The sequence below is a fragment of the Ureibacillus manganicus DSM 26584 genome (assembly GCF_000772945.1).
Taxonomy (GTDB): Bacteria; Bacillota; Bacilli; order Bacillales_A; family Planococcaceae; genus Ureibacillus; species Ureibacillus manganicus.
The window spans coordinates 22899-38395 of record NZ_JPVN01000017.1 but is presented as its reverse complement, the minus strand read 5'-3'; the positions used below and the strand labels follow the sequence as shown (position 1 = coordinate 38395).

The window sequence follows — 15497 nt, the reverse complement described above, 5'->3', positions numbered from 1 at the left end:
TTTTAATCTTTTAATCTGTTTCAAACCCACCGCAAACATTGATTGCTTGTCCATTTATATAAGATGAATAATCCGAACAGATAACAGCTGCAAACTGTCCGACATCTTCAGGTGTTCCTAATTTGTTTAAAGGAATTTTATCTAAATATTGTTGTTCAATTTCACCTGTTGTTTTGTTTTCAAGAGCTGATCGATTATTTATAATTGACTCGATCATACTTGTTCGAATAATTCCTGGGCATAAAGCATTTGTTCGAATACCATATTGGCCGTAAGCTTCTGCAAACGATTTCGTAACACTAATTACTGCTGCCTTACTCGCGGCATAATGTGCGCCATATGGTCTTCCCTTTTTCCCTGCTACTGACGAAAGATTTAATATACAACCGCTTTCATTTTCCATCATCAATTTAACAATTTCTTTCGAAAGGAAAAATGTCGTCTTAAGATTGATGTTAAACACTTGGTCCCATGATTCTTCAGTAATATCTGAAATGTTTTCTGTTCTATATATCCCAGCGTTGTTAACTAGAATGTCTACTGAATTGAAATGCTGTTTAATCTCATCAATGATTTCAGGTATTAAACCTACATTTGAAAGATCTTTTTGAATTGAAACGATTTTAGCTTCACCATTTAGGTTTTGAAGCTCAAGAGCTGTTTCGGTAATCTTTTCATTAAGATCGATGAGTACAACGTTTGCACCTTCTAATACAAACTTTGATGCAACTTCTTTACCTATCCCCTGATAGCTTCCAGTAACAATTGCATTTTTCCCTTGTAGCAACAAGCTCTACACCCCACTTTGCTTTGGTGGTTGGAACAATTCTAATGTGATTCCATCAGGATCGTAGAAGTAAATCGTATAACCACCTTTGTTTCTCCCTGCAACAATACTGATTGGTTCTTCGGCTTTAAACTTTACACCTGCAGCTACTAATCTATTAAACTCTTGATGTATATCCTCTACGACAAAAGCAATATGACCTACACCTGTATTCTTCGTTTCAAGCTCGATATCATTTCCCACTGGATTAACATACTCTACAAGTTCAATCACATGACCTGAAACTCCATGATCTACATTTGGAATCCCAAACATTACAACCTTTAAGTGAGCGTTTTCATAATTTACTAATTTTGAAGTATATTCATTGTTTTGAACTTGTTCATGAACCACTTCCAAGCCTAGAAGATCGGAATAGAAACGTTTAGATTTTTCAATGTCTTTTACTGTAAAACTAAAATGCCAAATTCCTTTTACCAAGTGATCCCTCCTTTATTGAACAGTTTCCCTGTGATATCCTAACCATTTTGAAATCTCTATGGATGTCTTTTGTAATTCACTAACGATTAGGTGTTCCTTTGACTTCATACGATCTGTTGGGCCACCCACACTAATTGCAGCTATTACATTATCTGTCCAGTTAAAGACAGGTACTGCAAAACAAGTTAAACCTAACTCAATCTCCTCATCATCCATGCAATAACCCATTTTCTTAACCCGACGAAGTTCTTCTATAAGGAATGTAGGATCTGTCATTGTATTTTTTGTAAAAGAGCTATATTGAGTACTTTTCACAATTTCATGAATCTGATCATCATTTAGATGTGCTACGATAATCTTCCCAACAGCCGTTGCGTAGAACGGTCTTCTGATTCCAAGGTCAGCACCTGTGCGAATAGAATAGGAGCTTTCGACTTTGTAAATATGAATGATTTCATTTGGTTCGATTAAGATTGATAAAAATGAAGTTTCATTTGTGATTTCAGTAAGTTTTTTCAAAAAATCAATTGAAACATCTACTAATTCTTGTTGTTGTAAACCTTTAACTCCAAGTTCAATGATCTTCAAACCAGTTGAATAACGCTCCGTTTTTGCATCAAAGGATATATAATTCATTCGTTTGAGTGAATCTAATATTCGATGAGTGGTACTTTTTGGTAAAGAGAGCCTATTTACAATATCGCTGTATGTAAGACCTGATTTTTCATCGCAAATTGCTTCTAGAACTAACAGTACTTTGTCATTTACGTTGTTTGTCATGATCCAATCGCCTCGAGCATCATATTTTGGAACTGAGTTCCATTTCATGTTATTCATGTTATTGAATATTCAGAATTTAGTCAATAAAAATTAAATAAAAATTCTGACTTATTTTGTCGAAATTTGTCTAACGGGACGATTGGACTATGACAGCAAAACTTTGAAATATCGAGAAAAAACAATACTAAAATAACGAAATTCGTTATTGTTTAACTAGCTCGCCTTTTGCAATTTTCTTACCAGACGCATCGTATTCATAGAATCCTGAGCCTGATTTTACCCCTAATTTTCCAGCTTCAACCATTTTCACAAGTAACGGACATGGGCGATATTTGGAATCTCTGAATCCTTCATAAAGCCCTTCCATTGTTGCCGTCAATGTCTCGATTCCAACAAAATCAGCTAAAGTTAATGGACCCATTTTATGGTTGGCACCAATTTGCATAGCTGCGTCAACATCTTCAGGTTTCACACCTTCCATGACTAAGTAAGCAGCTTCATTGACCATAGGAACTAATAAACGATTCACGATAAACCCTGGGAAGTCGTTACAAAGCACAGGTCTTTTCCCGATTTTTTCACCAAATTCAAGTGCAAGATTCGTGATTTCTTCGGATGTTGCTAAACCTGGAATCACTTCTAATAAGCCCATTACTGGAACTGGGTAGAAGAAATGAGTACCAACAACTTTATGTGGTCGTTTTGTTACTGAACCAATTGCAGAAATTGATAATGCAGATGTATTAGAAGCTAAAATAGCGTTTTCATTAATAGTCTCATCAAGTTGTTTAAATACCTTCTTCTTCAAATCTAGGTTTTCTGGAACTGCTTCGATCACTAAATCCACATCGTATGCATCTTGAAGCTCATTTGTTATAGTAATATTTTGTAATGTCGCATCAACATAAGATGCATCGACTAGACCTTTTTTCACTTTCTTTTCAAGTAGAGACTTAATTTTTTCAGTTCCTTTGTTCAATTGTTCCGTAGAAATATCCACCCAAGTAACAGGAAACCCTGCTTCTGCAATCACTTGAGTAATTCCTGAGCCCATTAACCCTGCACCAACGACAGCAACTTTTCTAATTTCCAAATTATCCAACTCCAATCTAATCGTTTAGATTTTTTATAATGAAGGCCTAAATAGTAATCTATTTCGGCCATACATAACATTAACAACTACTTCTTATGATTAACTCTGGTGGTAAAATGATTTCATTTTTCTTTTGTGTTTCTTTATTCTTTAATACATCAATTAATACTTCTGCTGCTTCCCTACCGAGTTGTTTATTATTCATATCAATGGAACTAAGTCCAATGAGTTCACCAAATTTATTATTATCCGTTCCCATTAAATACATATCATCAGGAACTTTAATATTATTTTCTGATAATGCTTTGTAAGCACCAAATGCTAAAGGATCTGAGGAGCAAAATATACACTCTGGTAGTTTACTATCTTTTATTAATTTAAGCGTATTGTTATATCCAGTTTCTTCGTTGAATTCTTCGCGGGTAAAGATCCACTCATCCTTTACTTCAAGTCCTTCTTTTTCCATCGTTTCTTTAAAAGCTAGAAGTCGCTGATTAAAAGTCCAGTATTCTTGTGGACCTGCGTAAAATGCAATATCCTTAATTCCTTTAGAAATGATATATCGAATCGCTTTTTGAACTGCTGCATAGTTGTCTGTTCCCACAAACCATTCATTATCAAATAACACATTTGGCTTACGATTCACAAACACATAAGGGATATTACTATCACTTAATACAGTGTAGTCAACAATTCGATCTAGCGAAGATGTTGAAAGAAACACACCATCCACTTGTTTGCTTATTAAGTTATCAATATACTTTTTTTCTTTTTCTATATCATTTTCGGTATTACATAGAAACACTTCGTAATTCTTACTCCAAGCCACTTCTTCAATCCCAGAGATTAACTCCGGATAAAAGGGGTTCGTGATATCTTTAACGATAATCGCTAATGTTGAAGTTTTTGACTTTTTTAAACTTCGAGCAATCGTATTTGGTCGATATCCCATTTCCTCAATGACTTGTAAAATCTTATTTTTTGATTTCTCACTAACGATAGGTACGTCATTAATGACTGCGGATACTGTCGCAACAGAAAAGCCAGACCTCTTTGCTACATCTTTGATCGTTAATTTCTCGGTGCCTTTCAATACTTTCACTCCAGATTATTATTAGTATTATTTCTACTATCTCTAGTATAAATAATTACTACGAACACTACCAAGGAAGAAATTTCTAATCTAATCGTTTAGATTTCTGCCTTGTACTTAAATTATAGATGCTTTTTTCTGAATAGTAAATATATTTTGTAAATTTTGTGTAAAGGGTTACAAAAATCTACTTTCGATATAGAGGGATATGTTTTTGTTGTTCCACTCATTACCATGGTAGTACTTTTCTCAAGCCTATGAGGACCTTTTCTGGCCGATTATCTAACTCAAAAGGTCTTCATCAAGCCTATGATGACCTTTTCTGGGCAATTATCTAACTCAAAAGGTCTTCATCTACCCTATGAGGACCTTTTCTTGCCGATTTTCTAGCTTAAAAGGTCTTCATCTACCCTATGAGGACCTTTTCTGGGCAATTATCTAACTTAAAAGGTCTTCATCTACCCTATGAGGACCTTTTCTGGGCAATTATCTAACTCAAAAGGTCTTCATTAACCCTATGAAGACCCTTTCCGGTCGATTATCCAGCTCAAAAGGTCTTCATCAAACCTATGATGACCTTTTCTGGTCGATTATCTAGCTCAAAAGGTCTTCATCTACCCTATGAGGACCTTTTCCGATCGATTATCCAGCTCAAAAGGTCTTCATCTACCCTATGAGGACCTTTTCCGATCGATTATCCAGCTCAAAAGGTCTTCATCGAGCCTATGAGGACCTTTTCTTGCCGATTATCTAACTTAAAAGGTCTTCATCTACCCTATGATGATCCTTTTCAGACCGCTCATCTACTCAAAAGTCTTCATCACCTCTACTAAGAGTGTTCTACAAATTGAAGTAGCAAAACGTACTGGAATTGTCTTTGGAGATCTAGAGGGCAACTTTAATCCACATAACAAAATTACTCGTGAAGATATGACAGCAATGCTTATGAGAGCACTTGAATACAAAGAGGATAGTAGACTAGAAGCAACTTCAACATCTAATAAGTTCGCTGATGAAAACAACATTAGTACTTACGCGATAGATGCTATTCAAAAAGCAACTGCTCTAAATATCATTAAAGATATCGGTAACAACAAATTTGCACCTAAAAAAGACACAACACGTGCTGAAGCAGCAGTAATGCTTTACCAGGTTCTAAAATTATTAGAAGAAATTTAGACTGCAGTTAGGGGCAGTTCAATGTCCCATTTCATAAAATGAAAAAGTCGATTTATCACAAATACTGTGATCAAATCGACTTTTTTCATGGGACAAAACAACAGTTTATTATCACAGTCAAAAAAAATAGGACGAGGTACCTCCCCTCGTCCCGCTCAACTCTAATTCACCTTAAACCCAGATACATCTTCGTCCAATAAGAACGAGCTTCCACGTTGTTTATATCCCGAGATGAAGAAGATTGCCACAATCGCAGCTGTTAGAACTGCGCCACCAACGTATGAAGCAGTCAGTGGAATACCGAAGCCCATTTTTGATTCATACAGGATATATACAAAACACATAGATGTCATAAATGTTGCTGGAACCGTTGCGATCCAGTGATTTTTGTGAGATAAGAATAAATACATTGCACCGACCCAAAGTGCAATTACAGCAGTTACACCGTTTGCCCATGAGAAGTAGCGCCATAAAATATTAAAGTCGATTCTTGTTAATAAGAATGAAATAACGAATAAAGGAATCGCAATCCATAAACGACTTAATAATTTACCTTGAGCGAATTTGAAATAATCAGCAATAATCATACGTGCTGCACGGAACGCAGTATCACCAGAAGTGATTGGTAAGATGATAACCCCAATTACTGCAAGCGTACCGCCAATTGTACCCATCATTAGTAATGAAACTTGACTAACTACAGCAGCAGGACCACCAGCTGCTAATAATTCATTTAACCCACCATAACCGCCGAATAGACTCATTGAAGCAGCAGCCCAAATCATCGCAATAATCCCTTCAGCAATCATCATACCGTAGAAAATTTTGCGACCTTGATTTTCATTTTGTGTTGTACGAGAAATAATTGGTGTTTGAGTCGCATGGAATCCAGATAATGCCCCACAAGTAATCGTAAAGAAGATTAATGGGAAAATCGGTAAACTATTTGGATGCATGTTAGCAAATGTTAATTCAGGAATTGGTGCTCCTGTGAAAATCAAACCAATACCGATACCAACTGCAGAAATAACTAAAACCGCACCGAACCATGGGTAAAGGCGACCGATAATTTTATCAACAGGAAGCAATGTTGCAAGAATATAATAAGCAAAAATAACTGCAACAATCACAGCAAGTGCAACCTGTCCATTCAATAAATTACTAATTAACATCGCTGGTGAAGTAACGAATACAGTACCAACTAAAATAAGTAATAAAAGTGCAAAAACATTTACAACGTGTTTCATAAACTTACCTAAAAATTTTGCAGCCAGTTCAGGAAGGTGCGCTCCCTTGTTACGAATAGAAATCATTCCTGTTAAATAATCGTGAACAGCTCCTGCAAAAATACATCCAACGACTATCCATACAAATGCTACAGGTCCATATAATGCTCCTGCAATTGGTCCAAATACTGGCCCAGTCCCTGCAATATTTAATAACTGAATTAGAGAGTTTTTTGGCGTTGACATTGGCACATAGTCAACTCCGTCTGCATTAACAAATGCCGGTGTTGGTCGAGCTGGTTTTGAACCAAATACTTTCTCGACAAACTTGCCATACGTGAAATAACCCACAATTAGAAGGGCAATACACACTAAAAACGTAATCATTTTCTCATCCCCACCCCTATTAGAAAATTCTGATACTTACAAAAATAATAGTATCATATCATGTTATATAACAGCAATCACAAATTTAATATATTAATATAACAGAATATGATAGGAATTTTTCAAAGTTGAAAACCCTTACATTTATTTATGCAGCAAAGAAGAAATTTATTTATGTTTCTACAAAAATTTCGGCTAAAAAAGTTTTCTACATTTTATAAACTCACAGGATTTATATGAGCTTTCTACAATTTCAACACACTTCTTTACACATGGAAACAGCTTTTAATGATCACAATTACGCTATATAATTAAAAAAAGTGAAATCTCACTATCGATTTCACTTTTCCTATTCTTACACTATATTTTAATTTCAAGACATGTGAAGGTTTAATTTTTTTCTTTTTGCTTTAATATATGCCCCATAAAATTCAACATGGTCATAGCAGCTACACGTGTAGTAGAATTAGTAGGATCATATTGTGGAGCAACCTCAACAAGATCAAAGCAAATTACATTTCCCTTTTCCGCAATGCCAATTAATATATCATTCAAAAAGTCATATGAGAATCCGCCTGGAGATGGTGATCCTGTTCCAGTGGCTAAAGAAATATCAAAACAGTCAATATCAATAGTAACGTAATATTTATCAGCTTTTGGAATTTGAGAAAGTACCCCTTCAACACCAATGGACTGTGCTTCTTTTGCAGAAATTAGATGACTATTGAATTCCTTCGCTGCTTCGAAATCTTCTTTTCTACTACTTCCAAGACCACGCAAACCGATTTGAATCATGTCTTTAATATGGCCCATCTCAGACATTCTTCTCATTGGACTACCATTTCCAAAACGTTGTCCACCTGGCGCGTCAGACCAGTCAAGATGTGCATCTAATTGTATTACTGTTATATCACCTTCGTCACTTAAAGCCCGCGCAATCGGAATGGAAATCGAGTGGTCGCCTCCCATAATTGCTGGAATTGCACCTTTTTCCCTAATTTTTCTAACTGCATATTCAATTGCGTCAAAGGAACCTTGGATATCTCCGTGGACGACATCTGCGTCTCCAACATCAACGATTTTATTCGGTGCTGCTAAGAACACTTCATCTCTTTCTGGATCATAAAATCCAGCATCGCCACGACTATAATGAGTAGACACTTCACGGATTCTTCTAGGTCCAAATCGACATCCAGATAAAAAACCTACCCCTGTATCATATGGAACACCTAATACTGCAATGTCTGCATCTAAGTTTTCTAAATCACCACATATTGGATACTTTGCAAAGGATGCAATTCCTGTAATGGGCATGTTAATTTTATTCATGATAAATCCTCCAATTTCGATAAATGTAGTAGAGTTTATTGTAAATAATTACAGTTACTCCCTATGAATCAATTAAATAGTTAATTACGGTGCAAAAATATTCGTAAAAATTACAATTGACGGAACCCCAACTAAATCAATCAGCATTGATCCACTAACTGGGATGATAAAGAACGCCTTTCGTGAAATCACTCCGTATTTGTTTGTAATTGAATCCATTACAGCTAATCCATTTGCCGTTGCACCTAAACCATGTCCAATAAATCCAGCCGATAATAAAGCAGCATCATAGTTTTTACCAGTAAATCTAAAGACAACTAACCAAGCAATTAGAATAATACACACTGTTTGTACTAATAATATGATAATTAAAGGTAGAGCAAGGTCGTACAATTCCCAAATCTTAAGATTCATCATTGCCATTGTTAAGAAAAGTTCTAGAGATATAACAGAAATAATCTCAATGCCTTTTCTATTCATTTCAACAAATTGTTTTTTGCTATTTATTGATGCAAATAGCAATCCTAAGAATAAACTAAATACATGTCCTGGAACTGTGAATCCTGTTGCATCTGTAATCCATCTTGCAACATTCGTCCCTACTCCTAAAACGATAATAATGACCGCAATTAAAGTGAATACATTTCTTACAGTAATTTGGTCCTCTATTTTAATTCCTTCTGAAGCATCTAAAGATCTATTCCAGCCTTCATCTGTTTCAATTTTTAAGTTATTTCGCTTTATTAACCAGTTACCTAAAGGTCCGCCAATTAGACTTCCTGCAACAAGTCCGTATGTTGCAGCCGCCATACCTACTGTTAATGCACCCGTTCCACCAGATTCTTCGATAAATGGAGCCATTGCAGCAACCATCCCATGGCCACCTTCTAAAGCGGCCGCACCTGAAGCAATTCCTAAAAGTGGATCAATTCCTAGTAATGATGCTAAAGCAACACCCAATCCATTTTGAAAAATAGCAAGTCCCCAACAGATTAAAAGATAATAGAATAATAGCTTACCACCCTTTTTAATAAGGGCAAAGCTGCCACCAATACCTATCGTTACAAAAAAGATAAACATAAACAGATCGCCTAAAGTTTTATCAATGGTTATCGTAATATTCGCTCCGTTTAAAATCCAAACAGCAATCGCAAAACCAAAGCCCCCAATTACTGGAGCAGGTATACAATAGTTTCTGAAGAAACTGACTTTGTTACTTAACCATTTACCTATAAGTAATAACAAAACTCCTAATGCGACTGAGGTTATCAAATTTAATGTTAGAACACCATTTTCATAGACCATTTATCCGCCTCCTTTAACCGAATTTTCTAATTATTAACGAAACTATAACATTATATTTACATTTACAATCATCAAATTAGTTTATGAATTTATAGAAAAATTTTATAGGTGGCTTTGTTTGTAAATTTTTCATATAAATTCAATACAAAAAAACCGTTCTAAGTATGATAAAAAACACACACTAAACGGTTCATGATCTTAATTATAAAGTTCTTCAATTAACTCAACGATGGGAGATTTCTCTTTTTCATTTAAATAGATTATTGAAATTTTGGTACTTACTTCAGTAATACAATCAATAGGTACTTGCACTATTGTGCCATTATCTAATTCTTCTTGTACGGCGTGCTCAGGTAAAAAACACAGCCCCATATTCTTTTTTACTAATCGTTTAGCTGCTTCCATATTATCTACATGAATAATAATTTTTCTTTGAATCTTAACAGGTTCTAACAACCGGCTAATTAGCAGCCAATCGGTAGAATTATGGTCGTAAAAAACAAATTCATAGTTGGATAGGTCTTCCTTAGTCATTCTCTCTTGCATTTTAATTAGCGGGTGATCTGGACTTGCATAAAGTCCGACATGACTATTTAAAATTAAAATCGAATTAATTTTGGGATGCGTAATTTCTCTTACAATTCCAAAATCTACTTCCTGATTAAGTACTTTAGAAACAACCTCTTCTGAATGATAAGATTGAATTGTAATGTTCAATTCAGGGAATTTGTTTATTAAATGAGGGATTATTTCAGGTAGTAAATAACTTGATACAGAGTTAGAACACCCTATACTTATTTGATCAGGTATATAAAGTTGTTGATTTAATTTATATATACCCTTTTGATACTGTTCTAAAATCTTCTCAGCAAATGGCAGAAAGTTCTTCCCTGCCTCAGTTAAAAGTGACTTACGGCCATCTCTTTTTAACAACGTTGTATTTAAGTCATTTTCCAAAGATCGAATCCGTGCTGAAATAGAAGGTTGTGATAAATACAATGCCTCCGCAGCCTTACTAAAGCTACCAGAATAGACAACATAAATAAATGCTTCTAAATTTTGAATGTTAATGATTATCTACTCCTTTGAAATTAATATGTCTTTCTTTTTTAATCTAACTAAATTACTTTCAATTAATATATATTTCTACAAGTTAAGAAGGAATACCTTTTAGTTGAATTTGATTCATCTTTTAATACAAGGAGGGCACATCATTCCATACACTTTTTAGCACGTACCACTGAAATTTTTTACAAAAATAAGGGGAATTAGTTTGAGAATATAAAAAATACCTTCACATTACATAATGGAATTGAAAGGAAAGTAAACCAATGTGAAGGTATTACTTATTACACCACTTTTCATAGTTAATTCTAATAACTCATTAAAATTGGTTCCATCTACATAAGCACCGTCACCTACATGAACTGCCGTGATAATTCGATCAGTTGTTGTCATCATAAATTCCGTTTTGTACCCAAAAAAATGAGAAGTTTTACTTTTGTGACCTATTCTGTCCCCTTGGCACTACCTTCTCTCATAATCTCCAACATTTGTTGGGCAATTTGATAGAACGTTTCAAATTCATCGTATGTAAAGTGATTAAGCTTTTTGATAATCTTTGAATATTCTTTTTCATCGAGTTTTTTATGATAATCGAATATTCGTTTTCCTTTTTCCGTTAAATTTAAAAAAACTCTCCTTTGATCTGATGAATCTTTTACCTTAAAGACAATTTCTTTATTAATTAATTTTTCCACCATCTGTGAAATTGCACCTTTTGTTTTATTTGACATTTTGGCAATTTCAGAGATTGTAATACTTGAATTTTCCCCTATTAAGTTAATCGTATGGGCCTCTACCATAAAAATCTCATCATCCGTTCCATATTGTCTTGGAATCGATTCATATTCGCTAATTTCTCTGGATAATTCGTAAAGCGTATCCATTATCGAATAGACCAATTTATTTTTATCCATCATTTTAATTCCTCCCATCTACACCAATTATACCATTATTGGTATCTTAAAATAATTAAATTTTCTGAAAATTTAATATTGATTTCAATTAGTTCAGGTGCTAAACTAATTTTAATTTACTAGGGAGGGAGAAATTATGCAACTCTTTGACACTGTTGTAAATAGAAGGAATAGTAACTCTGTAAAGTGGGATGGGGGTGAACTTATCAAATCAATTGGTTTTACAGAACGTTTTGACAATGATACATTGCCCCTATTTATAGCTGATATGGATTTTCCAGTCGCGGAACCCATTATCCAAGCTATGCAAAAAGTCATTGACAATAAAATATTTGGTTATTCAATCATTCCAGATGAATACTATCAGTCGATCCAAAATTGGTTTAGCAGAAAATATAATTGGCAGATCGAAAAACAACAGATCGTTTATAGCCCAGGAACCGTTAATGCCATCAATACATGTGTAAAAGCATTTAGCGAACTTGGAGATGGAATCATCATTCAACGTCCTTCTTACCCGCCATTTGCAACTGCTATTGAAAATAATGGACGTACAATCGTTGATAACCATCTAGTACTAGATGAAAACAACCAATATCAATTCAATTTTGAAGAGCTAGAAATACAAGCGCAAGACCCTAAAAATAAATTACTCATCCTTTGCAACCCACATAATCCTTCTGGTCGCATTTTTACAAAAGAAGAACTTCGTAGAATCGCAGAAATTGGCGAAAGAAATAACTTAATTATTATTAGTGACGAAATTCATGGAGATTTAATACGGAAAAACGCAGCCTTTCATCCATTAGCATCAATCACAAATTATGATCATTTAATTACTCTCACTGCTATTAACAAAACATTTAATGTAGCTGGTTTACATTGCTCAAACACGATTATTCAAAATGAAGAGTTAAGAAAAAAATATGAAACGGTACAAGGAATGCAGTCCCCTACGCCTTTCGCAATTGCTGCACTCATTGCAGCTTATAACGAATGTGATGAATGGCTGGGTCAACTAAAAGAATATTTGGATGGAACATTTGAATGGGTGGATCGATTTTTAAGTGAACAGATGCCTCAAGTAAAATACCGTATTCCCGAAGGCACCTATGTCTTATGGATGGATTTTAGTGGCTATAACTTAACACCACAAGAAGTGCATGATCGAATTTATAACAAGGCGAATGTTGTCTTAGAAGATGGGAAAATGTTTGGAAAAGAATATGAAGATTTCCAAAGAATCTGTCTCCCATCACCAAGAAGTCTTGTACAAGAAGCATTTGTTCGAATTGCGAAAGAGTTCAATTAAAGATAGGAGGTTATTATTATGGTAAATAAAACTTCACTAGACGTTTTAAAAGAGGCACTGGATATAGAAGATTATGTCATACGTACTCGCCGTTTTTTACATGAAAACCCGGAAATTGGACTACAAGAAAAAAACACTATTCAATATGTCACAAATGAGTTAAATAAAATGTCCATACCTTTTGAGATTGTGGAGAATGGCGGCATTATTGGCTATATAGTGGGCAACAAACCAGGGAAAAAAGTGATTTTACGTGCTGATCTAGATGCGTTACCTATGAAGGAATCGGAGTTCAATTTAAAACAAAAGAAAGAAGTCGTTTCCAAAAACGATGCCGCTGCTCATACATGTGGCCACGATGCTCATACAGCTATGCTACTAGGTGCTGCAAAAATTCTAACAGCACACAAAGAATTAATAAATGGAACCATTATTTTAGCCTTTGAACAAGCGGAAGAAATTGGTGGTGGAATCTATAATCTTTTAACTAGATTACATGAAATCGGTGCAGATGGAGTTTGGGGAACACATTTAAAATCGGATATTCCTGCAGGGAAGATTTCTGTTGAAGCAGGTCCTCGGATGGCTAGTGCGTTCGCATTTAAAGTGATGATTGAAGGAAAAAGCGGTCATGGTTCAAGACCCGATTTATCCATCGCACCACTCGATTGTTTCACAGACTTCTACCAAAATATCAAGTCAATGCGATTAACTGGATTGAATCCTTTTGACCCAATAGCTCTTTCAATTGGAACGATTGAATATGGAAATGCTGCTAATATTATTCCACAAACATTGACGTTTTCAGGAACGTGTAGATTTTTACACTTTTCTCAAGGGAAACAAGCTGAAATTAAGTTTAAAGAGATTTTAACTAAAATTTGTGATCTTCATCATTGTCAATTCAACTATATTTCAGAACCAAAAGCGATGGATCTGATCGTCTACAACAACGAACAATGTTCTCAAATTGCTACTGAAGCCGTTTCAAAAGCTTTAGGGAGCGAAGTGAATTATAAATATCCAGCATGGATGGCATCGGAATCCTTTTCAATCTATCAAAAATATTTCCCAGGGGTTTTTGCATTCTTAGGCATTGCAAATGAAGAACTAGGTTCAGGTGCAGAACATCATAATGAAAATTTCGATATTGATGAAAGCGCTTTAAAGATAGGTATTGCTTCAACAGTTGAATATGCTATTAATTTTTTGAATGCAGGTGCAGATATTAAATTTACACCTTATAAGAGATCTGTAAAAGACTTATTTATAGATAATGGTTTTCAAATTTAAGATCTTAAGAGGCACACTTTATGTTTTTCATAGTCTTTATCACCAATAATTGCGATAAGGAGAACCAGCAGTGGAGACTAACACACTAAAAAAATCTGTCTTGTTTGTTCTATTAATAACCGTTGTAGTTTCCGGTATTTCTCAAGGTTTGCTCATGCCAGTTATATCCATAATCTTTGAACAACAAGGGATTTCACCAACAATCTCTGGATTTCACTCATCAGCTTTTTATATTGGAATATTAATTGCGTCACCTTTTATGGAAATGGTTATTCGTAAATTTGGGTTTAAAAATGTAATCTTAGTCGGTTTAACCATAACATTTATCTCTAACCTTCTATTTGTCGTTTTTGAATCGATCTTCATTTGGTTCTTGTTAAGACTATTGATCGGTATTGGGGCGAATATGTGCGCACTAGCATCTCAAACATGGATTACTTCCACCGTTGGGCAAAAACAAAGAGGTCTAATTATCTCAATTTATGGATTATGTTTCGGATTAGGATTTGCTATTGGACCTTATGCTACTAGTCTAATAGAATACAATGAAAATCTACCATTTCTCATATTAGCCTGTTTAAGTATTACAGTTTTTATTATTGTCTTGTTTTTAGAAAATAGACATTCCATTCAGTATGACGAGCAAGTTAACTTTCGTTTAATGGATTTCTTTACTAGATTTAAACTCGTTTTAAATTACGCTTGGGTTGCCTTATTATTCCCTTTTACCTATGGCGTTTTAGAATCTGTCATTAATGTCAATTTACCTACTCAAGTATTACGATCCAATCTTGATTTAACATTAATTTCCGTGCTCGTTTCAGTATTTGCATTAGGAAGTATCTTATTTCAAATTCCTTTAGGAATCATGAGTGACCGTTTTGGAAGAAGAAAAATTCTAGCGATTGCAACTGCCATTGGTACTATCTCATTTGTTGTTGGTGTCATTTTCTTTAACAATATTATTTTATTAATCTCTATGTTATGTATAGCAGGTATGTTTGTTGGGTCCATATACTCTTTAGGAATTGCTTACATGATCGATTTAATACCAAAACAACTCATTCCAATGGGGACTGTATTATCAGGAATTGTGTTCAGTTTTGGTAGTATACTCGGTCCTATAATCGGGGGTGGATTATTAGAAACAATTCCTCATTTTAATGTGTTATGGATTTTTATAGTTTTACTACTCTTTATTTCTATCGTTTTAGCAAAGGGGTTTCAAAAAGCAATGTAAATTATTTATACACA

At 34.6% G+C, this 15497-nt stretch carries 14 protein-coding genes and 1 pseudogene; 4 read left to right on the top strand and 11 right to left on the bottom strand.

Translation table 11 applies throughout. The features are described 5' to 3' along the window. Positions 1-10 precede the first annotated feature (10 nt). The 5 genes from CD29_RS13755 to CD29_RS13735 form a co-directional block, all read right to left on the bottom strand. Positions 11-787 (bottom strand): SDR family NAD(P)-dependent oxidoreductase, encoded by a 777-nt coding sequence (locus tag CD29_RS13755; RefSeq protein WP_169716187.1) that lies wholly within the window; start codon positions 785-787, stop codon positions 11-13. 6 nt (positions 788-793) lie between these two features. Further along, a complete protein-coding gene (locus CD29_RS19720) occupies positions 794-1267 on the bottom strand; it encodes a VOC family protein (RefSeq protein WP_052124169.1) in 474 nt (157 codons plus the stop codon). Positions 1268-1279: 12 nt separating this feature from the next. Next, positions 1280-2104 (bottom strand): IclR family transcriptional regulator, encoded by an 825-nt coding sequence (locus CD29_RS13745; protein ID WP_081976265.1) that lies wholly within the window; start codon positions 2102-2104, stop codon positions 1280-1282. 145 nt (positions 2105-2249) lie between these two features. Beyond that, positions 2250-3140: a 3-hydroxyacyl-CoA dehydrogenase family protein gene (locus tag CD29_RS13740; RefSeq protein WP_036187974.1), complete on the bottom strand. Its 891-nt coding sequence runs from the start codon at positions 3138-3140 to the stop codon at positions 2250-2252. A gap of 79 nt (positions 3141-3219) precedes the next feature. Then, entirely contained in the window at positions 3220-4242 is a 1023-nt protein-coding gene (locus tag CD29_RS13735; RefSeq protein WP_081976264.1) for a LacI family DNA-binding transcriptional regulator, read from the bottom strand. 768 nt (positions 4243-5010) lie between these two features. On the opposite strand from CD29_RS13735, the gene CD29_RS13730 reads away from it, so the two are divergent. Next, a complete protein-coding gene (locus tag CD29_RS13730) occupies positions 5011-5412 on the top strand; it encodes an S-layer homology domain-containing protein (protein WP_052124168.1) in 402 nt (133 codons plus the stop codon). A gap of 161 nt (positions 5413-5573) precedes the next feature. On the opposite strand, the gene CD29_RS13725 is transcribed toward CD29_RS13730, so the two are convergent. From CD29_RS13725 to CD29_RS13705, 6 genes and pseudogenes are all read right to left on the bottom strand, one after another. Then, a complete protein-coding gene (locus CD29_RS13725) occupies positions 5574-7025 on the bottom strand; it encodes a carbon starvation CstA family protein (RefSeq protein WP_036187969.1) in 1452 nt (483 codons plus the stop codon). Between the two features lie 390 nt (positions 7026-7415). Then, positions 7416-8354 carry an agmatinase gene (gene speB / locus CD29_RS13720; protein WP_036187967.1) on the bottom strand — a complete coding sequence of 313 codons (939 nt, stop codon included), beginning with the start codon at positions 8352-8354 and terminating at the stop codon, positions 7416-7418. An 84-nt stretch (positions 8355-8438) separates the two neighbouring features. Next, a complete protein-coding gene (gene gltS, locus CD29_RS13715; protein ID WP_036187965.1) occupies positions 8439-9659 on the bottom strand; it encodes a sodium/glutamate symporter in 1221 nt (406 codons plus the stop codon). A 198-nt stretch (positions 9660-9857) separates the two neighbouring features. Then, entirely contained in the window at positions 9858-10724 is an 867-nt protein-coding gene (locus tag CD29_RS13710) for a LysR family transcriptional regulator (RefSeq protein ID WP_268870993.1), read from the bottom strand. Positions 10725-11006: 282 nt separating this feature from the next. Beyond that, positions 11007-11183: pseudogene (locus CD29_RS20310) on the bottom strand (IS5/IS1182 family transposase); the annotation flags it as partial. Further along, positions 11168-11524: a MarR family winged helix-turn-helix transcriptional regulator gene (locus CD29_RS13705; protein ID WP_235801843.1), complete on the bottom strand. Its 357-nt coding sequence runs from the start codon at positions 11522-11524 to the stop codon at positions 11168-11170. The gene CD29_RS13705 and the pseudogene CD29_RS20310, both read right to left, overlap by 16 nt. 250 nt (positions 11525-11774) lie before the next feature. Here CD29_RS13705 and CD29_RS13700 point away from each other — a divergent pair, with 250 nt between their 5' ends. The 3 genes from CD29_RS13700 to CD29_RS13690 all read left to right on the top strand — a co-directional run bounded on the left by CD29_RS13700 (position 11775) and on the right by CD29_RS13690 (position 15483). Next, positions 11775-12950, top strand: coding sequence for a MalY/PatB family protein (locus CD29_RS13700; RefSeq protein WP_036187961.1), 1176 nt, complete (start codon positions 11775-11777; stop codon positions 12948-12950). An 18-nt stretch (positions 12951-12968) separates the two neighbouring features. After that, positions 12969-14243, top strand: a complete 1275-nt coding sequence (locus CD29_RS13695) for an amidohydrolase (protein WP_036187958.1) — start codon at positions 12969-12971, stop codon at positions 14241-14243. A 70-nt stretch (positions 14244-14313) separates the two neighbouring features. After that, positions 14314-15483, top strand: a complete 1170-nt coding sequence (locus CD29_RS13690) for an MFS transporter (RefSeq protein ID WP_081976262.1) — start codon at positions 14314-14316, stop codon at positions 15481-15483. Positions 15484-15497 lie beyond the last annotated feature (14 nt).